General features: G+C 43.6%; 23 protein-coding genes. 11 read left to right on the top strand and 12 right to left on the bottom strand.

What is annotated here, in order from left to right; translation table 11 throughout:
* Positions 1–87: 87 nt before the first annotated feature.
* The 6 genes from MJB10_RS12140 to MJB10_RS12115 form a co-directional block, all read right to left on the bottom strand.
* Positions 88–939, bottom strand: coding sequence for a VOC family protein (locus tag MJB10_RS12140; protein WP_314805183.1), 852 nt, complete (start codon positions 937–939; stop codon positions 88–90).
* A complete protein-coding gene (locus tag MJB10_RS12135) occupies positions 939–1,337 on the bottom strand; it encodes a RidA family protein (RefSeq protein ID WP_314805181.1) in 399 nt (132 codons plus the stop codon). Before MJB10_RS12135 ends, MJB10_RS12140 begins: the two co-directional genes overlap by 1 nt.
* Before the next feature lie 26 nt (positions 1,338–1,363).
* Entirely contained in the window at positions 1,364–2,200 is an 837-nt protein-coding gene (locus MJB10_RS12130; RefSeq protein WP_314805179.1) for a MetQ/NlpA family ABC transporter substrate-binding protein, read from the bottom strand.
* Between the two features lie 25 nt (positions 2,201–2,225).
* Positions 2,226–2,888 (bottom strand): methionine ABC transporter permease, encoded by a 663-nt coding sequence (locus tag MJB10_RS12125; protein ID WP_314805177.1) that lies wholly within the window; start codon positions 2,886–2,888, stop codon positions 2,226–2,228.
* Positions 2,881–3,648, bottom strand: coding sequence for a methionine ABC transporter ATP-binding protein (locus tag MJB10_RS12120; protein WP_314805176.1), 768 nt, complete (start codon positions 3,646–3,648; stop codon positions 2,881–2,883). Before MJB10_RS12120 ends, MJB10_RS12125 begins: the two co-directional genes overlap by 8 nt.
* A gap of 153 nt (positions 3,649–3,801) precedes the next feature.
* Positions 3,802–3,927 carry a hypothetical protein gene (locus tag MJB10_RS12115; protein ID WP_314805174.1) on the bottom strand — a complete coding sequence of 42 codons (126 nt, stop codon included), beginning with the start codon at positions 3,925–3,927 and terminating at the stop codon, positions 3,802–3,804.
* A 208-nt stretch (positions 3,928–4,135) separates the two neighbouring features.
* On the opposite strand from MJB10_RS12115, the gene MJB10_RS12110 reads away from it, so the two are divergent.
* The 7 genes from MJB10_RS12110 (at position 4,136) to MJB10_RS12080 (ending at position 12,292) form a co-directional block, all read left to right on the top strand.
* Positions 4,136–5,671 (top strand): spore germination protein, encoded by a 1,536-nt coding sequence (locus MJB10_RS12110; protein WP_314805172.1) that lies wholly within the window; start codon positions 4,136–4,138, stop codon positions 5,669–5,671.
* Positions 5,655–6,743, top strand: a complete 1,089-nt coding sequence (locus MJB10_RS12105) for a GerAB/ArcD/ProY family transporter (RefSeq protein ID WP_314805170.1) — start codon at positions 5,655–5,657, stop codon at positions 6,741–6,743. Before MJB10_RS12110 ends, MJB10_RS12105 begins: the two co-directional genes overlap by 17 nt.
* Positions 6,740–7,942, top strand: a complete 1,203-nt coding sequence (locus MJB10_RS12100) for a Ger(x)C family spore germination protein (RefSeq protein ID WP_314805168.1) — start codon at positions 6,740–6,742, stop codon at positions 7,940–7,942. Before MJB10_RS12105 ends, MJB10_RS12100 begins: the two co-directional genes overlap by 4 nt.
* Positions 7,943–8,172: 230 nt before the next feature.
* Positions 8,173–9,276, top strand: a complete 1,104-nt coding sequence (locus MJB10_RS12095) for a GerAB/ArcD/ProY family transporter (protein WP_314805166.1) — start codon at positions 8,173–8,175, stop codon at positions 9,274–9,276.
* 284 nt (positions 9,277–9,560) lie between these two features.
* Positions 9,561–10,286, top strand: coding sequence for a polysaccharide deacetylase family protein (locus MJB10_RS12090; RefSeq protein WP_314805164.1), 726 nt, complete (start codon positions 9,561–9,563; stop codon positions 10,284–10,286).
* Between the two features lie 186 nt (positions 10,287–10,472).
* Complete coding sequence (locus MJB10_RS12085) at positions 10,473–11,480, top strand: ATP-binding cassette domain-containing protein (RefSeq protein WP_314805162.1); 1,008 nt, start codon at positions 10,473–10,475, stop codon at positions 11,478–11,480.
* Entirely contained in the window at positions 11,477–12,292 is an 816-nt protein-coding gene (locus tag MJB10_RS12080; protein WP_314805160.1) for an ABC transporter permease, read from the top strand. Before MJB10_RS12085 ends, MJB10_RS12080 begins: the two co-directional genes overlap by 4 nt.
* A gap of 40 nt (positions 12,293–12,332) precedes the next feature.
* On the opposite strand, the gene MJB10_RS12075 is transcribed toward MJB10_RS12080, so the two are convergent.
* Both MJB10_RS12075 and MJB10_RS12070 read right to left on the bottom strand, forming a co-directional pair.
* Positions 12,333–12,551, bottom strand: a complete 219-nt coding sequence (locus tag MJB10_RS12075) for a hypothetical protein (RefSeq protein ID WP_314805159.1) — start codon at positions 12,549–12,551, stop codon at positions 12,333–12,335.
* Complete coding sequence (locus MJB10_RS12070) at positions 12,548–13,267, bottom strand: YebC/PmpR family DNA-binding transcriptional regulator (RefSeq protein WP_314805157.1); 720 nt, start codon at positions 13,265–13,267, stop codon at positions 12,548–12,550. The genes MJB10_RS12075 and MJB10_RS12070 overlap by 4 nt, the downstream gene beginning before the upstream one ends.
* 189 nt (positions 13,268–13,456) lie before the next feature.
* On the opposite strand from MJB10_RS12070, the gene MJB10_RS12065 reads away from it, so the two are divergent.
* Both MJB10_RS12065 and MJB10_RS12060 read left to right on the top strand, forming a co-directional pair.
* Positions 13,457–13,888, top strand: a complete 432-nt coding sequence (locus tag MJB10_RS12065; protein ID WP_314805155.1) for a DUF1641 domain-containing protein — start codon at positions 13,457–13,459, stop codon at positions 13,886–13,888.
* Between the two features lie 22 nt (positions 13,889–13,910).
* Entirely contained in the window at positions 13,911–15,092 is a 1,182-nt protein-coding gene (locus MJB10_RS12060) for an NAD(P)/FAD-dependent oxidoreductase (protein WP_314805154.1), read from the top strand.
* 54 nt (positions 15,093–15,146) lie between these two features.
* Here MJB10_RS12060 and MJB10_RS12055 read toward each other — a convergent pair whose 3' ends face one another.
* From MJB10_RS12055 to MJB10_RS12045, 3 genes are all read right to left on the bottom strand, one after another.
* A complete protein-coding gene (locus tag MJB10_RS12055) occupies positions 15,147–16,046 on the bottom strand; it encodes a polysaccharide deacetylase family protein (RefSeq protein WP_314805152.1) in 900 nt (299 codons plus the stop codon).
* A gap of 323 nt (positions 16,047–16,369) precedes the next feature.
* On the bottom strand, positions 16,370–17,632 hold the full coding sequence (locus MJB10_RS12050; RefSeq protein WP_314805150.1) for a stalk domain-containing protein: 1,263 nt from the start codon (positions 17,630–17,632) through the stop codon (positions 16,370–16,372).
* Between the two features lie 242 nt (positions 17,633–17,874).
* Positions 17,875–19,125, bottom strand: coding sequence for a hypothetical protein (locus tag MJB10_RS12045; RefSeq protein ID WP_314805148.1), 1,251 nt, complete (start codon positions 19,123–19,125; stop codon positions 17,875–17,877).
* Positions 19,126–19,162: 37 nt separating this feature from the next.
* Here MJB10_RS12045 and MJB10_RS12040 point away from each other — a divergent pair, with 37 nt between their 5' ends.
* Positions 19,163–19,438, top strand: coding sequence for a hypothetical protein (locus MJB10_RS12040; protein WP_314805146.1), 276 nt, complete (start codon positions 19,163–19,165; stop codon positions 19,436–19,438).
* 32 nt (positions 19,439–19,470) lie between these two features.
* Here MJB10_RS12040 and MJB10_RS12035 read toward each other — a convergent pair whose 3' ends face one another.
* Positions 19,471–19,809, bottom strand: coding sequence for a L,D-transpeptidase (locus MJB10_RS12035; protein WP_314805144.1), 339 nt, complete (start codon positions 19,807–19,809; stop codon positions 19,471–19,473).
* 112 nt (positions 19,810–19,921) lie between these two features.
* On the opposite strand from MJB10_RS12035, the gene thpR reads away from it, so the two are divergent.
* Positions 19,922–20,494, top strand: a complete 573-nt coding sequence (thpR, locus tag MJB10_RS12030) for an RNA 2',3'-cyclic phosphodiesterase (protein WP_314805142.1) — start codon at positions 19,922–19,924, stop codon at positions 20,492–20,494.
* The last annotated feature ends 36 nt before the right edge of the window (positions 20,495–20,530 follow it).

Raw genomic sequence — 20,530 nt, 5'->3', positions numbered from 1 at the left:
TTAACAGTAACAGGTTTTTATTATTTCACCTGTCTACCGTATGGGGAGCATATCACTTATGGGACAGCCGCCTCTTTTTTTACGATCCTAACCTAACTCTCGAAATACAACTAAGCATCCTGCTGCATCGTTCGGTTGAACCCAAACATCACCTTGTAATCCTAAGTGGAACACTACACCAGAAGTACGCAGGATATCCTTTACTAGCCCTAAATCGTTAACAGCCAGAACAATTCCTAAGAAACCAGTACTCGCCTTGGTTACCAACCCTGGGAAACGTAATCGAATACCATCTGTATTCAGAATAGTGAGTTTCTCACACCAGGTTGGGGTATCCTTTAAGGGGTTTACCTGACAATTAACATAAGACATTTGAGCATATCGTTCGATTGCCTCATCTAAGTCATTGACAAGAAGTAAAACCTCTACAAGTCCATACACGCCGTTCGGTTGAACAATCCGTTTAGGCTGATAAATCAATTCAGGTGTATGATGTTGAACCACACAGACGAGCCCCTCTGGAAATGTCTGTTCATTAAAGCCAAACCATTCGAAAGCAGCAGTTCCGGTTCGCTCTCCGTGTGCAGCATACCGAGTAGAAAGAAATACCTTTCCAGGGTCCAAACCATTTCGCTTAAATATCTCAAAGCTAGCCTGTGCCTGTCCAGATGCCATAGCCAAAATATGCATGCCCTCATACTTCTGCACATAATCAGCCAAGTGATCTGTCCCTTTGGAAGCAATTAATTCCATATAACCAAAATTAAAAACAAAATGTGCATTTTGCGAAGCTGGCTGATCGTTGGTGTCTCCTAGGTCTAAACTTGTGACTCCAGTTGTATGAAATCCGAGCTTAGCAAAAGCGTTAATCATAGATTCGAGGTTACTTCCAACAATCCCAATATGATCGATGGGAATATGCAGTATGTGTTCACCCATTAAATAACAGCGATTGCTTCCATTTCAAGAAGCAGTTCAGGATAGTAGAGACCATTTATAGGAATTGTACCACTTGCGGGAACAGCGCCTTTGAACATTTCGTTGCGAATTTCAGCTACAATTGGCATATGCGTAATATCTACCAGATACCACGTCGTTTTTACAACATCAGCTAACGTAGCTCCAGCGGCTTCCAATATAAGCTCTAAGTTCTCTATTGTTTTCCTTGTTTGCTCACGAATATCTCCAGCGCCAACAACATTCCAATTCACATCTAGTGCAGTAATTGTTCCTGTATAGATGGTTGAGCTTACATTACTCACTTTGATGGCTTGCGCATATGGACCTCTTGGTGGAAGTACCTTTGGATTAAAAACAACTTCTTTATTTGCTGCCATGATGCTTCACTCCTTAGATGTTAGTTCTATTTCCAATAATCTGGTTTCGAAAAGCCTTTTGCTTTCTCATCATTTTCTACGAAAGTTCTGAATTCTTTGGATTTATACGCTTCAGCAAGATCTTTGGCAAACGGCTTATCTTTATCTGCTCCACGCACTGCAAGAATAATTTGATAGATGGCCGGTGGATCTTCAAGAAGTAATGAATCTGAAAGCTTCATACCGGCTGCGATGACATGATTGCCAGTAATTATGGAATAATCAACGTCAGCTAAGGAACGTGGAAGCTGTGGTGCATCTAACGGAACGATTTTTATTTTCTTAGGGTTTTCCGTAATATCTTTTTCTGTTGCTTTTAAAGGATCAATATCGGGTTTAATTTTAATCAAACCTGCTTGCTGTAACAGAACTAACGACCTTGCTAGGTTCGAAGCATCACTAGAAAGGGATACTTGGGCGCCTTCTTTTAATTCTGATAATTTTTTAAACTTGTTGGAATATATACCTAAAGGCGCAGTAGGAACTTTAATCAATTCAACGATATCGGATTTATCTTTTTCATTAATGCCTTTGAGATAACCTATGTGCTGAAATACGTTAGCATCGATAGAACCATCGGTTAATGAAGAGTTAGGTTGGACCGCATTGCTGAATTCAACGATCTCTACTTTGTAACCCTTCTTTTCTAGAATAGGCTGGACAGCGCGCTTGAACTGATCACTGTAAGGTCCAGCCAAAAAGCCAACTTTAATGTTTTTCTTTTCTGAGTTTTGATTTGTTTTCCCACATGCGGTCACACTTAATGTAAGAGCTAACGCAAGTACAACTACGGATACCTTTTTACAAAAGTTGAATGAGTTCATTTCCTTTGTCCCCTCCAGGAATATTTTAATTTCTTTTATCTAAGCGGCTGGCTAATGATGTGCCAACCGATTGTACCAATTGCACGAGAATCAACAGCAGTACGATACATGCTACCATAATGTCCGTCTGAAAACGGTAATAGCCATAACGGATAGCTAAATCCCCAACTCCTCCACCGCCAACGGCACCTGCCATTGCCGAGTAGGAAATGAAACTAACAATCGTAACGGTGAGTCCCGATACGAGACTTGGACGGGCTTCGGTTAACAATACCCGACGAATGATAAACCACGTATTAGCTCCAGTAGAAATCGCAGCTTCTATAATGCCTCGGGGAACTTCGCGCAAGCTTTGCTCGACAAGTCTGCCAAAGAATGGAATGGCAGCAACGGATAGCGAAACAGAAGCAGCAATAGGTCCTATCGTGGTACCTGTTACTAATCTTGTTAACGGAATAAGGGAAAGTAATAAGATAATAAACGGAAAGGAGCGAATGAGATTTACTAAATAATTCATAATGCGATTTAAGGTACGACTCTCATGTAAATTGTTCTCCGATGTTAAGTACAGAAGAATACCTAGCGGTCCACCGAAAATGACAGCAGCGGAAATTGAGATGAGCACCATGATAATGGTCTGTTCAATCGCTTTTAAAATCTCAGGGAGCATGGATATAATATTATTCATAAGTTACCATCTCCTTCGTCCATCCTCCCGCTGTTTCAAAAAGAAACTTTCCTAGAGATGTATAGGGTTGGACGTCGCCATTACTTAGGTCTAGACGTTCAATAATACTTCCATTTTCCATAACGGCAACCTTGTTGCAAATATACTTCACAACATTAATTTCGTGTGTAACGATAACAATCGTGACATTCATTTCTCGGTTTATTCGTTCTAGAAATTTCAGAATGGAAAGCGTTGTGTGGGGGTCAAGTGAAGATGTAGGCTCATCACATAACAATACTTTGGGATTGTTTGCAAGTGACCTCGCAATGGCAACACGCTGCTTCTGACCTCCGCTTAATCTCGCTGGATACTCATGTGCTTTGTTTGAAAGACCAACGATATCCAAACACTCAGCAGCACGCTTCTTCCTTTCCGTTGATGGTATACCCGCTACCTCAAGCGCAAACTCAACGTTTTGTAGGCACGTCTGATTGCTCAATAAGTTAAAGTGCTGAAAGATCATGCCAATGGAATGTCTCGCTTCACGAAGCTCCTTTGGAGAGAGAGACGTCAGATCTTGTCCATTCACATAAATCGTTCCTGTCGTCGGCTGTTCCAATCGATTAATAAGCCGAAGCAACGTTGATTTCCCTGCACCGCTGAAACCAATAAGTCCATAGATATCGCCTTTACTTACCTCAAGTGATGTTGGAGAGACAGCTTGCAAGGTAGTTTTATCGGTGATGTAGGTTTTACTCACATTATGCAAGTGAATCATTACTAAATACCGCCTTTTCTTATGAAATTACTTGGCTTTAATTAAGTTATCATGAAAATTGCATTATTTCAACTAAATTCGTCATTATATGTCGAAAAATAAAAAAATTATCTGAATACCTCTATTAATTTCTGTATTACTCATTCTGGCTTGTTACCTAATTTGAAGATCTGCAATGGAATATAAAACTGCCGATCCGCTGATGGTTACCCTGTCACTAGCAGCAGGATTTCCTTCAAATAATTTCTCAGCAAACGCATCTACGACGTAACATTTCATTATTGAATTAACCTCCTTTTTTTTAGCGTACCATATTTAGAAACAATATTGCAGAAATTTCTCTTTTGAATACCCGATGCCTTCGGCAAATTTGCAAGATCCATATTCTTTGGCTTTTTTCTATCTCTGATTTAGTTTAGTTACATGCGTTTAGATTCTGACAAAAATGGACAAAAAGATACGTATTACAAACAAGGAGCACTTGCTCATGGATTCCAATTCCAAATCTATGGACTCACCCCAATATATCTCTGACAAACTTGAAGACAATCTACGTGAACTCAATACTATCTATAATAAATGTCATGATATCCACATTCACACATTTGACATCGGTCAAACTACCAAAGCTTTTGTGATTTATATTGAGGGGCTGGTTGACCTTGAAATATTAAACAAAGACGTATTAACACCTTTAATAAGAGAACCCGAAGCCGAATGGGATCATACCGTCAAAGATCTATCTGCACTCATCTCTATCTCCAATATCAGCGAAATTGTGCGTATGAATGAATTGGTCTCGCATTTGTCTTTAGGCTCTGTAGGACTTTTCGTGCAGGGCGTCTCTTCCTGTTTCGCACTTGGCATTGCCAAGTGGGAAAAGCGCGGTATCGATGAGCCAAGTGCAGAATCTGTCGTACGGGGACCGCGCGAGGGGTTCACAGAAACGTTGGCTATCAATACCTCTATGCTTCGCAGGAAAATCAAGAGTCCTGCAATGAAAATGATCCCCTACAAAATTGGAACTCACACGCAAACCTCGGTTATTGCTGTATACATGGAAGGAATTGCTAGAGACTCGCTTATCGAAGAGGTCCATCAGCGAATTAGTGACATTCGAATCGACGGTATTTTGGAAAGTGGGTACATTGAGGGGCTTATCGAGGATAGTCCTTTTTCCCCATTCCCACAAATTCAAGTGACCGAGCGTCCTGACGTTGTTTGTGCTGCACTTCTAGTAGGTAAAGTTTCAATCCTTGTAGATGGCACGCCTTTCGCTTTGATTGCACCCGCGACACTTTTTTCCATGCTTCAGTCACCTGAAGACTATTATCAACGGTTTATGATTGGCACATTAATACGCTGGTTGCGATATGTATTTTTCATCATAACCTTATTGCTTCCGTCTCTTTATATAGCAATTCTGACCTTCCATCAAGAGATGGTGCCAACTTCCCTGTTGCTTAGTATTGCGAAGTCGCGAGAGGACATTCCATTTCCCGCACTGGTAGAGGCGTTACTCATGGAGGTTTGTTTCGAAGCATTGCGTGAGGCAGGGGTGCGCCTCCCTAAGCAAGTTGGCGCCGCAGTCTCCATCGTTGGGGCTTTAGTCATTGGACAAGCAGCTACTTCAGCTGGGTTAGTTTCCGCTCCCATGGTCATGGTTGTAGCCATTACCGGCATTGCGTCATTTATGATGCCACAATATGCGACCGGAATCGCACTTCGCATGCTGCGTTTCCCAATAATGTTCCTGTCTGGCATGTTAGGGTTATTAGGTCTGATGTTAGGGTTTATCGTGATTGTTATCCACCTTTGTTCACTTCGTTCATTAGGCGTACCTTACCTTCAGCCTCTCGCTCCTATGAAAGGCAGCGAAATGAAGGATGTTCTCGTCCGTGCACCGATTTGGTATATGAGAAGAAGACCGCTATTTTCCAATAAAGTGAACATCAAACGCCAGCCCATAGGGCAGAAACCAGAACATATCAAAGGGAATGATACAAATGATCGAGAAGGGTAAAATATCCCCCCAGCAAATGGCGCTCATTATGCATCCGACAATTCTATCTACGGCAGCGCTCATTGTACCCTCTATTACAATGAGACAGGCAGGCTCAGATATGTGGATATCACCAATCCTGTCTTCGTTTGTCGGCTACCTAACTGTTTATATTTTGTACCGCTTGCACACCCAATTTCCAAGCGATACGTTTGTGCAATATGTTCCAAAAATTTTGGGGAAATATGTAGGATTATCGATTTCCATAATGTACCTTGTAGCTATTTTCTATTCCAATAGTCTAACAATTAGAGAATATGGCGAGTTTATCACTGGTAATTTTTTAAATAACACACCAATGATCATTGTCGTCATTGCAATTATTTCCGTGTGTGCTTATGCGTTATATGAAGGTTTGGAAGTCATCGCAAGATCCACACAAATTATGGTTCCTATTGCTATTTGTATCATTCTCCTCATGGTGGTTACCTTAATCCCAGACTTTCATATTAAAGAAATGATGCCCATCTTCGGAAATGGGTTGTTGCCACCGATACTAGGATCTATCGTGCCCGCATCATGGTATTCCCAGTTTTTCATCATTTCCTTTTTATTTCCTTTTCTAACGAAAAAGGATTTGGGAATGAAATGGAGTTTGTTTAGTGTAACCGTCGTTTTGCTCACCACGTTAGCCATTAATGTACCAGTTTTACTCACCTTTGGTTCACTAACAACTTCCTTTAATTATCCATTTCTAGTTGCTGTTCGTTATATAGCTCTTTCTGATTTTATTGAACACATCGAATCCCTATTGATGGCTATTTGGATTATGGGTATCTATATAAAAATTTCGATCATTTATTATTTAGTCACCATTGGAACCGCTCAGATCTTTAAGCTGGATGATTACCGTACCTTAATTATACCAATGGGTTTTCTAATCATCCTCGGCAGCATTTGGGTGTCGCCTAATTTCCAGGAAATGAATCATGCTTTGAGCACGACGATACCCTTCTTCGCCTTATTCATGCAAGTCGTTGTCCCAGCTCTTCTTCTAATTGTGGTAATGATAAAGGGGAGACTCAAGCGATGAGGGCTTTTACAATGTACCATGTCCTCTCCATATCCCTTGTATCGTGCCTTCTCCTTATCCTCACTGGATGCTGGGATCGAACGGAGGTTAACGATGTAGCACTGATTACAGGGGCAGCCATTGACAAAATTGATGAGTCCTCTATTCTGTTATCAGTTCAAATATTTATCCCACGTACCGCCTCAAGTGGCGGGATGAGTGGACAGTCGGCGAACGTTGGTAATCAAGCATCCTTTGTTTCCTCTGCGAAGGGAGCAAACATTGCAGATGCCCTTTCCCACATCCAAGAGAAGCTACCAAGGAAACTTTTTTGGGGGCATGCTGAGGTGTTTATTTTAAGTGAAGAGGTTGCCAAGGATGGTATTCGTGATGAAGTCGACTATTTAATGCGTGCACCTCAACCTAGAGAGAGAGCCTACATGTTTGTTGTTAAAGGAAAAGCTCGCCAATTACTTGATGCACAATCCATGCTTGAAAGAAACACAGCAGAAGTTATGCGCGAAGTCGCGAAGAGTAAGCTTTCCCTCAGTGTGACATTAGCTGATTTAGCACAAATGCTTGTCGATGAAACTGGCGCCGCGGCAATTCCGTGGATTGAGCTATTGCCTGCATCCTCTAGTCGTAACAATGACAAACTACCTAGCCCCGTTATTGGCTCTGCGATTTTTAAGGAAGGTAAAATGATTGGTAAAATCGATGAGTTTACAACGAAGGGCGTCCTTTGGATCAAGGACGAAATTAAACATGCAGTTATTACTGTGAATCCAACGGAAAGCTTTGGCACCGTTTCTCTCCGACTTTTAACAAGTCGTACCAAACTAAAGCCACTCATTAAAGATGGTAAATGGTCCATAAACATCCAAATTCGAGCAGAAAATAACGCCCTTCAAAACTCAACTTCACTCAAAATAAGTCAGGACCCCCAAGCGATTAAAATTGTTGAAAACTCTATGAACAAGGATATTGAAGAACGCATCCGTGTCGCACTGAATAAAGTTCAGAAGGAAATGGGTGCAGATATTTTTGATTTCGGAGGGACGTTTCATCGAGCTTATCCTAAAGAATGGAAACTAAATAAGGCACATTGGGGCGAGATTTTCACTAATTTAGATGTAACCATTAACCCTCATGCCACGATACAACGCCCAGGGCTTACAAGTATTAAAGATGTTGAATTGAAGGAGGAAACAGGTAAATGACGCCAACTGTCATTCCCTGGCTCATGTTGATTTGTTTCATTATCTCCGTCTTTCAGTGGTTGCATATACGACAGATGCCAGTTAGGGTGAGAATAAGTTATCTATCTGTTCTGAGCTTATGTTGGATTCTTGCAATAGCTCTCTTTATTAATCCAGGGCTACCAAGTCCAACAAGTTTGATTAATTTTATTTTCGCTCCATTGGGTAACCTTATTAATGAGTAGAGGAGAATGGAATTGCGAATTAGTGGAACACAATTATTTTGGATGATAGCCACCATGCAGGTCAGCATGACCATTCTGCTTACCATTAAACCCGCTATTATGACAGCTAAGCAAGATTCATGGATATCCATCTTAGGTGCGACTTTAATCGGCATGTTTATTGCCTTTGTGTGTACACGTATTAATCGTGAGTATCCTGGTCAAACCTTGGTTACTTATTTGCCAAAGATCGTAGGTAATTGGCTCGGCAGATTTATCATTTTCATCTATGGTGCCTTCTGGTATATCGTGCTTGCGATGGTATTACGACAATATTCGGATTTTATTGTTTCTACCATCCTTCCGCGAACACCAATCATGATTCCTGTATTCGCTATGCTCCTTGCAGCAGTCTATGTAACGCGAATTGGAATCGAAGGGATTGCAAGATGCAGTCAAATATTAGGTCCATTCCTATTGATTATAATAACCTTAACTTTGCTGCTGAGTATAAGAGATATACAGTTAAAGCGTGTTCTCCCCTTTTATGTCGATTCAGGGTGGAACGTAATTCTTCAAGGCGCTCTACCCACTGCTACATTTCAAGGAGACTGTATTCTGCTCCTCATCTTGCTAGCCTTCATTTCCAATCCTGATCAAGGGACAAAACCCGCTGTATTCGGGGTTGCACTTGTAGGATTACTCACTTGTGCAGCGACGTTCGTCATTGTGACTGTGTTTGGGGATAACATGGCCGCTGCACAAACCTATCCCTATTTCAACTTAGTTCGCTATATTTCTATTTACAACTTCTTTCAAAATTTAGATGCCTTCCTTATTCCGATATGGATTATTGGCGTTTTCATGAAAGTATCTCTATACTTTTTTGTATGTACGTACGGCACCGCGCAAGTATTTAAAGTGACGAAATGGCAGCGTATGCTTTGGGTCGTAGTCCCTATCATCTTACTCCTGTCCATGGTGCCGCGTAACTATTATGATAGCTCCTTATTTTTTCCGCAAAAAATCGCTGTTCCTTTCCTATTTCCCATACACATGCTTGGGGTTCCACTTCTTTTATGGATAATATCATGGCTAAAAAACAAGAAAAAACGCACTACTCACCCGTGAACGAGAACTCTGGCTAAGTGCCGTCAACCAGATCGTTGCAATCAATTATTTGACTAGAGCATCGAACACATTCGCTTCACCTGCGCCGTAAAAGGCATCATTACCGGTTGGGCCGTAATCAATCGCCACCGAGGAAGTTAGCTTTTAAATCGGGATGATTGGCATCAATACCGCTGTCGATAATGCCTGATTGCATTAACCATTTATTCCCGTTTTTTTACCGAGTTAATTTGAAGGATTGGTGCATCCTAATCTTGGAAACGAACTAAAATCAGGAGGCAACAATGAGAACGATCCTAACTTTTTGTATTTGTTTTTTCGTATTTCAGTCTGTTGGTTACGCTGCTCCTCAAAAAGACCGGTTTTATTATGAAACGCGTGGAGAAGTCGTCTGGGAAGTATCTACCGATGAGAAAGTGATCGCCTTAACATTCGATGACGGACCTCATCCGAGTCAAACACCGCAGATCCTGGACTTGCTCAAACAGTATCATGCTAAAGCCACTTTTTTTGTGGTTGGGAATAAAATAAAACTGTATCCTGACGTGCTCAAACGAGAAGTAGACGAAGGACATGAGATAGCCAATCATACATATACCCATGCTTTTCTTTCTAAACGGACAAACATGAAAAAAGAAATTAATAAAACAGATGAAATCATTTACTCCGTCGCTGGGATTCGGTGTCATTTATTTCGTCCCCCTGGGGGCTTTTATAACGAGAGGTTAGTTAATATAGTCAAGCAAGAAGGACATAAAATGATCATGTGGTCATGGCATTTGGATCCGAGGGATTGGAGTACGCCAGGGGTTAATAAAATTGTAAATAAAGTTTTAAACAACTCGAGCAGCGGGGATATCGTACTGTTCCACGATTACGTGGAAGGTAAAACACAGACCATCGAGGCGCTACAAGAGATTTTGCCTGAATTGGAAAAGAGGGGGTATCGGTTTGTTACCGTCTCCGAGTTGTTAACCTATCGGAAGGCAGTCCCTGCTAAGAAACCGTGAACGATCAAGAGGCATGCCGCTGATGCGGCATGCCTTATTTTATATCCTAGTTCGAGAAGTTAATAATGGCTCAATCTATACCCGTTGTGCTGGTTTTCAACTCTTCACCTTTGTTTATATTCAGTTTAAATTACTACGTTACAATCCATGTATATCAAATAGATTTCGATCAAGGAGGAATGACAAGTGGAATTCAAAAAGGAAAACAACACCGACTGGGCCGTTGAAGCTCGTGGTCTCGTCAAAGCATTTGGCGAGAATCGCGCGGTGGATGGCGTGAATTTGAACGTGCCTACGGGTTCGATTTACGGGGTGCTTGGTCCTAATGGTGCCGGCAAAACAACAACAATTAATATGCTGGCGACACTGCTGCGTCCTGATGCGGGGACAGCGAAGATTTTCGGGCATGATGTGGTGAAAGAATCACAGATTGTACGTCAATTAATTGGGGTTACTGGTCAATATGCCTCTGTCGATGAGTCGCTTAGCGCAACGGAAAATTTAATGATCTTCTCTCGCCTACTCGGCTTGAGCCGTGCGGAAGCTAAAAAGAAAACATGGGATCTGCTCGAAGAGTTCGGATTAACCGAAGCAGCCAAACGCCCACTGAAGAATTTCTCTGGCGGGATGCGTCGCCGTCTAGATTTGGCGGCAAGTCTCATCGCGCAGCCTCCCCTCATCTTCCTAGATGAGCCAACGACTGGCTTGGATCCGCGAACGCGTTCACAGATGTGGGAGACGATTCGCCGTCTGGTGAACACGGGATCGACGATCCTCCTGACCACGCAGTATCTCGAAGAAGCCGATCAATTAGCTGACCGTGTCGCCGTTATTGATCGCGGCCACGTTGTTGCGGAAGGAACGGTCGATGAGCTGAAAGGATCTGTCGGCACGTCCTCCCTACACTTGCACGTTCAGAATACATCGGATATCGCGAAAGCTAGCCGTTTAGTGGAGCAGGTGCTCAAGGCTACAGCGAATGTGTCCGGTGGCAAAATCACTGCTCCAATGACAGATGCGGATCGCGTCACGGATCTGCTCATTACCCTGCGCGAAGCAGGTATTCACCTGGCTGAATTAAGTGTGCAGAAGCCAACGCTTGATGAAGTATTTTTAACCATAACAGGTCACGGCGCTGAGGAACAAACTTCAGGTTCTGAAGAATTCAAATCCTATCAGGAGGCACGTGCATGAATACGACATCTATTAAACCAGGCGCCGAGCGGCAGCTGAAAAATCACACAAGTTTCTCCCAATCCGTACGTAATTCCTTAACGATGGCCTTTCGCGGCATTCTCAAAATTCGCCGAACACCCGAACAATTATTTGATGTAACGCTGCAACCGATCATTTTTACACTAATGTTTACGTACATCTTCGGTGGTGCCATCTCGGGCGATGTCGCAAGCTATTTACCCGTCATTATTCCTGGTATTCTCGTTCAGACGGTGATCACTACGTCGATTGTCACTGGAGTCCAATTGCGAGAGGATATGGATAAAGGGGTCTTCGACCGATTCAAATCGCTGCCGATCGCGCGAATTGCGCCTCTAGCAGGCGCCTTGCTGGCAGACACCATTCGTTACACAATCGCAACGGTACTTACTTTTTCCATGGGCTTCATTATGGGTTATCGACCTGAAGGCGGGCTAGGAAGTGTTGCTCTCGCCGCGTTACTCGTCATTTTCTGCTCATGGGCGATCTCCTGGATCTTTGCGTTCTTCGGTGTCATTGCACGTACAGCTTCGAGTGTGCAAGGGATTTCCATGCTCGTATTGTTCCCTTTAACGTTCCTATCTAATGCGTTCGTACCTGTTGAAACAATGCCGAATTGGCTGCAATGGTTTGTCAAACTCAATCCGATTTCCCATCTCGTCTCAGCTGCTCGACAATTAGCGAATACAGGAACCGTCGGCTGGGATCTCACGATTTCCTTAATCGGAGCTATTGTCATCGTCGCGATTTTCGCACCAATCACAGTGGTCGCCTACATGCGCCGCACATAACAGAAACAAAAAAGATCTCCATAGCGGAGATCTTTTCTCATTATTCCGTGTAATAACGAATAAAAGCAACGAGTGCTAACAAGCCAGCAGCAATTGAAACGACATACAGCGCAGTTAGACGCACCCATTTGAGACCTGTTTTCTGAAAATACGTCTGATCCCCTACTCGATTCTTATTCGAAAAGCCGATCATCACCGTAGCGATTAAGCCAACCAGGAGAATGATGGAGAAAATCACAAAATAGATGGTCGTATTCATTCCGCTTCCTCGACGTTATGATAGACCTGTTGCACATCTTCAAGGTCTTCTAAAGCATTAATAATTTTATCAAATTGCACTTGCGCATCATCAGCGAGCGTTATGTAGTTTTGAGCCAACATGCTTAACTCAGCTACGGCAAACTCTGTGATTCCGGCATTTTTCAATGCGTCTTGAACGACTTGGAACTGATCTGGCTCCGCATACACCATCACCATTTCGTCCTCTTCCGTCAAATCACGCACATTGGCATCCGCTTCCAGCAGAATCTCCATTACTTGGTCAAGTGACTTGCCTTCGATACCGAATACAGCTGTTTGGTCAAACATGTACGTAACAGAACCGCTGACACCCATATTTCCGCCATTTTTGCTAAAAGCAGCACGCACCGTCGAAGCGGTACGATTCACATTATTCGTTAACGTATCCACGATAATCATGGAACCCGCTGGACCATACCCTTCGTAACGAAGCTCCACGTAATTTTCTTCCGAGCCGCCTTTCGCTTTCTCAATGGCACGATCAATGATAGCACGCGGCACATTATACGTCTTAGCTCTCTCAAGAACAAAGCGAAGCGCTTGGTTTGATTCTGGATTCGGCTCGCCTTTGCGAGCAGCAACATAAATTTCTAGACCGAATTTGGCATAAATTCGACTCGTATTCGCATCTTTCGAAGCTTTTTTCTCTTTAATATTATTCCACTTGCGTCCCATTGGATCTACCACTTTCTTTTCATTTTTATCTATTATACCGCTTTCAGAGCAGGAAATAAAACTAGTACACACAAAAGTCACGAATTTGAAATATTTTCTTTCATATATTTGGTGTCGAACGGTGTAAAATAAAGAGAAGTTATGGCCTCATTACCCGATTTTTGTATAGCGCAAAGGAGGATTATTCGAATGTCACAAACAACTTCGGTTCAAGAAGTACCAACTACACTAGCTGCTCAGTCTAAATCTCTAGACGTTCTTGACCAATTATTAAAACCAGAGGTGCAGCAATCCCTCACGGTATTGGTAGATAATTTACCTAAATTGGCTGAAATGGTTACTTTGTTGACCAAAGCTTACGATTTCGCTCAAAGTGTTGCGACAGACAAAGTGTTGATCAACGATTTTGCTCAAGGGATTGGCGAGTTCGTTAAACCTGTACAGGAAAAAGCGAAAGACATTACATCCGCGGCAATTGAAGCAAGTGAGCGTTCACAAGCTGATGCTGGCGCAACGATCGGCCTTTTCGGCATGCTGAAAATGTTGAAAGACCCTGAAGTTCAGAAAACGCTCCGCTTTGCACAAGCATTCTTAAACGTACTTGCTGAACGTAAAAACTAACACAGACAAGGGATGATAACGAATGGCTAAACACATACTTATTTTGGGCGGCGGTTATGGCGGTCTCTTGACAGCTCTAACAGCTCGTAAACATTTGACGGCTGCAGAAGCCACAATTACAATCATTAATCGTTTTTCTACCCACCAAATTATTACGGAATTGCACCGCTTAGCTGGCGGTACGATCAAGGAGAAAGCCGTTGCTCTTCCGCTTCAGAAACTACTTGGCGACAAACAAGTTAACATTGTTGTTGACAATATCTTAGAAATTAAACCCAACGAGAAGCAAGTGTTAACGAGCAGCGGCGCAGTACATACGTATGATCAACTTGTCGTTGCACTTGGAAGTGAAACGAACTATTTTGGTATCCCTGGACTTGAAGAGAACAGCATGATTCTGAAATCAGCCCACGATGCGAACCGTATTCGCGAGCACGTTGAAGCTCGTCTAGATGCTTACAAAACTTCGGGTAACAAAGCTGATGCGACTATCGTAGTTGGCGGCGGCGGTCTGACAGGCGTTGAGCTAGTTGGTGAGTTTGCTGATAAATTGCCTGAAGTTTGCCGCAGTAAAGGGATTGATTTCAACGATGTTTCCATCTACTGCGTGGAAGCTGGCCCAGCGATTCTTCCTGTGTTCCCTAAAGTGCTGATCGAGCGTGCGGTATCGAGCTTAGAGAAACGCGGCGTGACATTCTTAACGGGTGTTGCCATTACGGAAGCTACGAAAAATACCGTTTCCTTGAAAAGTGGTCAAACAATCGAAACGAACACCATCATTTGGACTGGCGGCGTAAAAGGAAATGCAGTCGTTGGCTCTTGCGGAATTGCTGAAGATCGCGGTCGTGCTACTGTAACATCAACGCTTCAATCGACATCGCATCCTGATGTTTTCCTTGCTGGCGACTGTGCCGTTGTATTCCCAGAAGGCAGCGAAAGACCTTTCCCACCAACAGCCCAGCTTGCATGGCAAATGGGTGAAACGGTTGGTTACAACCTCGCTGTCGCGCTTAAAGGCGGCGTTATGGACAAGTTCTCCCCTGTGTTCTCAGGTACGCTGGGCAGCCTTGGCCGTAAAGACGGTATCGGAACAATTGGCGGTAACAACACGCAACTCAAAGGCTTACCTGCAACCTTAATGAAAGAAGCGAGCAACGTTCGTTACCTTTCCCATATTCATGGACTGTTCGCACTAGCTTACTAATTTATATAAAGGTGCTCGTTCCGAGTCGATAGACTTGGTGCGAGTATTTTTTTGCTATTTGAGATCATATTGTTGTAATTTCCGAGCAAAAAGTTCCGCTGAAACGTAAGGCATGCCAACGCTTATGCGCATAATTTCATCGCTGCTCCCCGTATTGATCCCTTCCTTGGTCGTGAAAAATAACGAGAACCCCAGTACTCTCGCCTCATTGAGCGTCGTCTGGTTGTATTCCCCCATTGGAAAACAGAACAAAGAAAGCTGATTATGAAGCTTCGCTTTCAAGTACGCTTCCCCAACGAGCAAATCCTCCCGAACGCGTGCCTTCCGTTCTTCTTCCGTTTCCGCTCTGCTTTGATTAGCAAGATAAAGCCGATTTGTTAGGGGTGGGACCAGATTGCCAGCTTCGTCACGCTTCTTCTGATGGAGATCATAACTATGCGAGTAAAAGCTAAAACCATCTCGCTTCATTTCCAGGATCTGCTCCCACGACAGGAACGGCAAGGACGGATAATCAGAATTAACGTCGTTAATTATTAAGAAATTGGTCGCGGGATAGCCCGTTTTTTTCAATAACGGATATGCTTTTTCATAAAAGGACCGATAGCCATCATCAAACGTAATAACAACCGCATTCGGCGGCAACGTTTTCCGATGGTTATGAAAGCAAACATAATCCTCAATGGGGATTACGTTATAATGTTTGTCTTTTAACACCTGTAGGTGCTGTTTAAACTTCGCTGGTGTAATCGTAATGTACGATTCCTGTTCGTCCAGATGATGATAGGTCAAGAATAGTGCTTTATTCGTGTAATGAATGACGGACGTGTCGATCGGAGGCTGCTTGGCCGCAGTTGCCGATTGTACGGTACAAACATCGTTTACCGCTCGTTCCTGCTGCTGTGCAGGAGACAAACTGCCCATGAGCAATACCATGAGGAGCATGTAAACTGGCACGTGTTAATCCCCTCCTCCATCTAACTTCAACTAGCAGCTAAATTAGATTGGAACTTCCCTACAATATACTCGAACGCTCATGAGTTAGAACGATGAGGATCATGTAATTTTCGGAAGCTGTAAAAAAAGCTGACATAACTTGTGTTATGTAAACAAGAAAAAGATTAGCCACATTAACTTTACTTCGATCAACAAAATAATTAATCTCATTAATTAAAAATTAAGTTTACATAAAATAAGTTATGTAAACTTTACTTCGAAAGAAATACCCTTACCACACGTAAGGGCACGTTTTATAATGATTTATCATTAACTTTCTCTATTTACTCGTGTTGTGTTATAACCGCCGTCCATTTCTCGCTTTCCCACGCGATTTCCGCCCCCAATGCCTCACTAACGAAGCGAAGCGGCACGTAGGTAGAACCTTCGGCCGATAGGAATGGCGCTACTGACAAGCTGTGCCAGCTGCCATTCATCCAAGCTTGGCTAATCCCAATCGTCAGAACAATTGTTCGCGCCCCCTTAGTAATGGTAATTTCCTTCCGTGTTCCATCCCAAGTGACAGAGGCTCCCATCTTCTCGAACACACCGCGAAGCGGAATCATCGTGCTGCCGTTTATGATTTTCGCTTTTGGCGAGAGCGTAATGATCGTGCCATTCAATCGAATTCCCACGTCATTACTGTTGAATTGTTTGGGCAGGTCCGTTTTTACAGGACTCGTTACAGGGTCTTGTTTAGGTGCATTCGGGTTCTGCATGGTTGTGAACGACCACGTCTCTCCTTCGACCGTAACGGTATAGGTTTCACCGTAGGTGAGCACGTTTTTCGGGATCATATGCCAGGCATTCGTATCGCCCAGTTCTTGTTTCAACGTTAGAATATCGACAGGTTGATTACTTGAATTTATTAAGGACGCCGAAATCGAGGTTTTCTCTTGAGCGACGCCCGCGTACGTAATAAAATAGCCTGATTGCGACAAATGAAGCTGCTCCAGCGGATTCGGCATTTCAAAACCGTAAAACCCAATTGGAACCCCTGTTTGCCCATCATACGGATACTTCCCGACTCCTGAGTGCGTGTACCATTTTTTAGCAGGATTCATTACGATCGCGTGATTGTTATACCCAACACCTAATAGCGTCATATCCGGCAAAATTAAACTTGATCGATGCAGCGGCGCATCTAAAAGCGACTGAACGCCAGCTTCTGGCGAATCCGTATTGAATGAGACATCCTCGAAGACTCCGAACGATTCCGTATCAAACCCTACAGCTGACGCCCGATCCCATGGCCATTCACCTGTGTACCCTTGCTTGCCTGATGTTTCTGAGTGACCGTTCTCGTCGTTTGCGAGGAGATAATTCGCATGATTGCTAGAAGCTTTCGTTAGTTTCGCATCTAACGACATGACTGGAATGCCCATCTGCGAACGTACCCCATTCAAATATTGAATGGCGGCATTAGCAGGATCCGTGGCTGACGAACCTCCAGCCGCCGAAACCTCGAGGCCAGGGTAACTTAGTAGAAGTGAGCTTGCAGCGAGCACGACTATCAGTGCCATTTTCATCTTATATGAACGTTTCATAGTTCCTCCACTATGTTTTACTACTCTTTTCAACTCCTCTTTTACTTCGACATATTCCTTTAAAATCCTGCATTTTTAGCTCTTCGGCTACTTACAGAACCACGCTGTGAAACGTAAAAACCCACAGAGCAAGGGGCTCTGTGGGTGTGAGACTAACCATTTTTCGTTCAAAATGCTGCGCCTTCCACTCTCGCTTTCCGTATGCGGTCTTAATAATGAAGTGTGGCTTTCCATTTCGTTGCTCAGTCAGTAACATAGATCCACTTGCCATCTGTACTCGTTCCAATAAAATTTTCGTCAGGCTTTAGGAGAATGTTCATAGGGCTAATTTGTCCCGTGTCTGCATCAAAAATCGACAGCTTACTCCCCCTATCCGCCAGAAATTCAAGTATGAGCAATTGATGTGAGTTGTTAACCCAGGTCCCGTACATAACGGGAGTTGGTTGTTTCTGCTTAACGCCATTTTTATAAACCTCGCCCCTCCCAGAGAGCCGATAGACGCCGTCACTCGTCATATTATTTTCCCACCAAATTTCACCGTCCGGGGATACCCATGGCTGTACCGTGCGATTTTCCCAATTGAATGCGTACTGTTCGTAACCCCAAGGATTTTTGTTCTCCATCATGAAAGTGACCTGCTTGCCGTCATCTTGAAACGTGATGGGCATTGTACCGTCACTGACTTGGTTCGCAGGAGCATATCCTTTCATTGCTTTTGCGTATACGTCTTTCTGACCGGTCTCTAAGTTTAGAAAAACCAAATCAAAGTCGGTTTTCTGATCTTTCTCTCCGACCGCGACCAACGCATAACGGCGGTCTTTGCTGATGCCAGTGCCAAATATATAACCATCCAGCGAAATGTGATACTCCGTACTGCTCTCTGGCATTTTCAAATCTTTGGGATTTCTATAGAAAAATCCTTTCGAGTCAGCAAAAAAATCGCCTTCTCCACTGTAACTATAAAACAGTTCAACCGGATACGATACATGTGTTTGCTGTTCGTAATCAAACAAATCGTACAGCACTTCGCTTCTCGCATCGCACTCACAGTAATATGTTGACTGTGTGGTGAAGATATAGCCAGAATCATTCAGCACCTTATTAAACATATAGGGTTTATCAAACGAACTTAACTTCTCCCTGGACTTTCCATCGAACGAAATTCGGTAAATTTGCTTGATTTCACCTACGATTGCCCTGAACACACTGGCGCCTGCCAACTTATTCCCTGTAGAAGTCAACGCATCGTTAACGGATAATGTGAAAATAATTCGGTTGTCCTCCAGCTCAGTTGACTGTAATGACGTTGTGACCTTCAACTGCCGATCATTCACCCACTCAAATTGGATGTTGACTGCGTTTATTTTGATGTCTTCTGGCAACAGGTTTCGTTTCATCGTGTCTTCTACGGATGTTCGATTCATGGGTTCGCTGAACTCGATAATCCAATGTTTCGGCGTACTCGACACGCGTGCAGAGGCATTCGTTGGCATGCGCGGCTCTTCCTGTAGCGTAATCTTTACTTTATCAATGGATAAACTCGATGGTTGCGGTATTGGGGATGTGGTTAGTTCTGTCGGTCGTGGAGGAGATGGAGATACGTTTGCTGTTGGCGAAGAAGTGGCGGTGGGCGTTGCTGTTGAAAGCGTTTCGGTACGATCCTCACAACCCACGAGACAATATATCGTTGACAGCATAAAAATAAAGCCTCCCAAGTATTTACGCAACGGGGCATCCTCCCTCTTATTCACTTACATGATATTGACGTTATATCTGGCATCTAAGTTTCAGTTTTTACAAAAATAAAAGGAGTTGCCCCAAGGCAATCTCCCATGCGCTCACCGCCGAATCGTAACCTGCGTTCCGATGGGAACAAGCTCTGCGAGCTGAAGCACATCCTCATTGTACATGCGGATACAACCGTGACTAACTTCCCTTCCGATCGAGGATGGAACATTCGTTCCATGGATGCCGTAGTGCGGTTTAGATAAGCCCATCCAGAAAGCTCCGAATGGCCCCCCAGGGTTCTCTTGCTTATTTATAATCGTAAATTCGCCTCTCGGCGTTTTCGTTAGCATTTTACCGACTCCTATAGGAAATCCCCGGACTACGATATTTCCATCTAGCAAATATAGCATGCGGTCAGATAAATCGACGATAATACGATACTTTGGCATCTTTTTCCCCTCCTAACACCCATGCTATGCATGATCCGATGAATCAGTCCGAGGAAAAAATGGGAAGATTATAATGGAACAATCTACCCCACTTTGAAAAAGCGAGGCTATTATGAATTCAATCAATCACATTCGATTATTTGTCGCAGTGCCCATTCCCTCCAGCATTAAACAAGCGATCGACACCTGGATGGAAGAAATCAAACCGCATTTTCCATTTCGAAAATGGGTCCACCCCTCTGATCTGCATATCACGCTGCAATTTCTTGGGGATACACCGGCGGATCTTGCCCCTCAGATCATGCTAGCTCTGGAGCAAATATCAAAAGAATCGTCTCCACTCACGTTACGTTTGGCACCTCTCGGCACATTCGGCCGACCGCCCCATCCTTCCGTACTTTGGGCTGGTATTAGCGGCGACGTTGAAGGACTGCACAGCTTACAACAACAGGTTGTCAGAGCCCTTATACCCATGGGCTTCACGCCAGAGGAGCGTACCTTTCACCCGCATATGACGCTTGCACGCAACTACGCTAGTACGATTCCCTTTGATCGTACGAAGTTGAGTGATTTTCCAGTGCCTTCTTCGCCTGAAGGTAAAGGTCTCCAGTGGACAGCCGACGAGATTACGCTGTATCGGAGCCATTTGAACAGGAGGCCTATGTATGAGGTGGTGACCTCATAATAAAAGGGTGGACTATGTAAACGTCCACCCATCATA

It is taken from the genome of Paenibacillus sp. MBLB1832, assembly GCF_032271945.1.
Taxonomy (GTDB): Bacteria; Bacillota; Bacilli; order Paenibacillales; family NBRC-103111; genus Paenibacillus_E; species Paenibacillus_E roseopurpureus.
This window is presented reverse-complemented; position numbering and strand designations above follow the sequence as displayed.

What these genes read in the sequence shown, in the direction of transcription:
- MJB10_RS12140 (WP_314805183.1), bottom strand. Translation starts at nt 939, where the DNA reads ATGGGTGAACACATACTGCATATTCCCATCGATCATATTGGGATTGTT.
- MJB10_RS12135 (WP_314805181.1), bottom strand. Translation starts at nt 1,337, where the DNA reads ATGGCAGCAAATAAAGAAGTTGTTTTTAATCCAAAGGTACTTCCACCA.
- MJB10_RS12130 (WP_314805179.1), bottom strand. Translation starts at nt 2,200, where the DNA reads ATGAACTCATTCAACTTTTGTAAAAAGGTATCCGTAGTTGTACTTGCG.
- MJB10_RS12125 (WP_314805177.1), bottom strand. Translation starts at nt 2,888, where the DNA reads ATGAATAATATTATATCCATGCTCCCTGAGATTTTAAAAGCGATTGAA.
- MJB10_RS12120 (WP_314805176.1), bottom strand. Translation starts at nt 3,648, where the DNA reads ATGATTCACTTGCATAATGTGAGTAAAACCTACATCACCGATAAAACT.
- MJB10_RS12115 (WP_314805174.1), bottom strand. Translation starts at nt 3,927, where the DNA reads ATGAAATGTTACGTCGTAGATGCGTTTGCTGAGAAATTATTTGAAGGA.
- MJB10_RS12110 (WP_314805172.1), top strand. Translation starts at nt 4,136, where the DNA reads ATGGATTCCAATTCCAAATCTATGGACTCACCCCAATATATCTCTGAC.
- MJB10_RS12105 (WP_314805170.1), top strand. Translation starts at nt 5,655, where the DNA reads ATGATCGAGAAGGGTAAAATATCCCCCCAGCAAATGGCGCTCATTATG.
- MJB10_RS12100 (WP_314805168.1), top strand. Translation starts at nt 6,740, where the DNA reads ATGAGGGCTTTTACAATGTACCATGTCCTCTCCATATCCCTTGTATCG.
- MJB10_RS12095 (WP_314805166.1), top strand. Translation starts at nt 8,173, where the DNA reads ATGGAATTGCGAATTAGTGGAACACAATTATTTTGGATGATAGCCACC.
- MJB10_RS12090 (WP_314805164.1), top strand. Translation starts at nt 9,561, where the DNA reads ATGAGAACGATCCTAACTTTTTGTATTTGTTTTTTCGTATTTCAGTCT.
- MJB10_RS12080 (WP_314805160.1), top strand. Translation starts at nt 11,477, where the DNA reads ATGAATACGACATCTATTAAACCAGGCGCCGAGCGGCAGCTGAAAAAT.
- MJB10_RS12075 (WP_314805159.1), bottom strand. Translation starts at nt 12,551, where the DNA reads ATGAATACGACCATCTATTTTGTGATTTTCTCCATCATTCTCCTGGTT.
- MJB10_RS12070 (WP_314805157.1), bottom strand. Translation starts at nt 13,267, where the DNA reads ATGGGACGCAAGTGGAATAATATTAAAGAGAAAAAAGCTTCGAAAGAT.
- MJB10_RS12065 (WP_314805155.1), top strand. Translation starts at nt 13,457, where the DNA reads ATGTCACAAACAACTTCGGTTCAAGAAGTACCAACTACACTAGCTGCT.
- MJB10_RS12060 (WP_314805154.1), top strand. Translation starts at nt 13,911, where the DNA reads ATGGCTAAACACATACTTATTTTGGGCGGCGGTTATGGCGGTCTCTTG.
- MJB10_RS12050 (WP_314805150.1), bottom strand. Translation starts at nt 17,632, where the DNA reads ATGAAACGTTCATATAAGATGAAAATGGCACTGATAGTCGTGCTCGCT.
- MJB10_RS12045 (WP_314805148.1), bottom strand. Translation starts at nt 19,125, where the DNA reads ATGCCAACGAATGCCTCTGCACGCGTGTCGAGTACGCCGAAACATTGG.
- MJB10_RS12040 (WP_314805146.1), top strand. Translation starts at nt 19,163, where the DNA reads ATGGATAAACTCGATGGTTGCGGTATTGGGGATGTGGTTAGTTCTGTC.
- MJB10_RS12035 (WP_314805144.1), bottom strand. Translation starts at nt 19,809, where the DNA reads ATGCCAAAGTATCGTATTATCGTCGATTTATCTGACCGCATGCTATAT.
- thpR (WP_314805142.1), top strand. Translation starts at nt 19,922, where the DNA reads ATGAATTCAATCAATCACATTCGATTATTTGTCGCAGTGCCCATTCCC.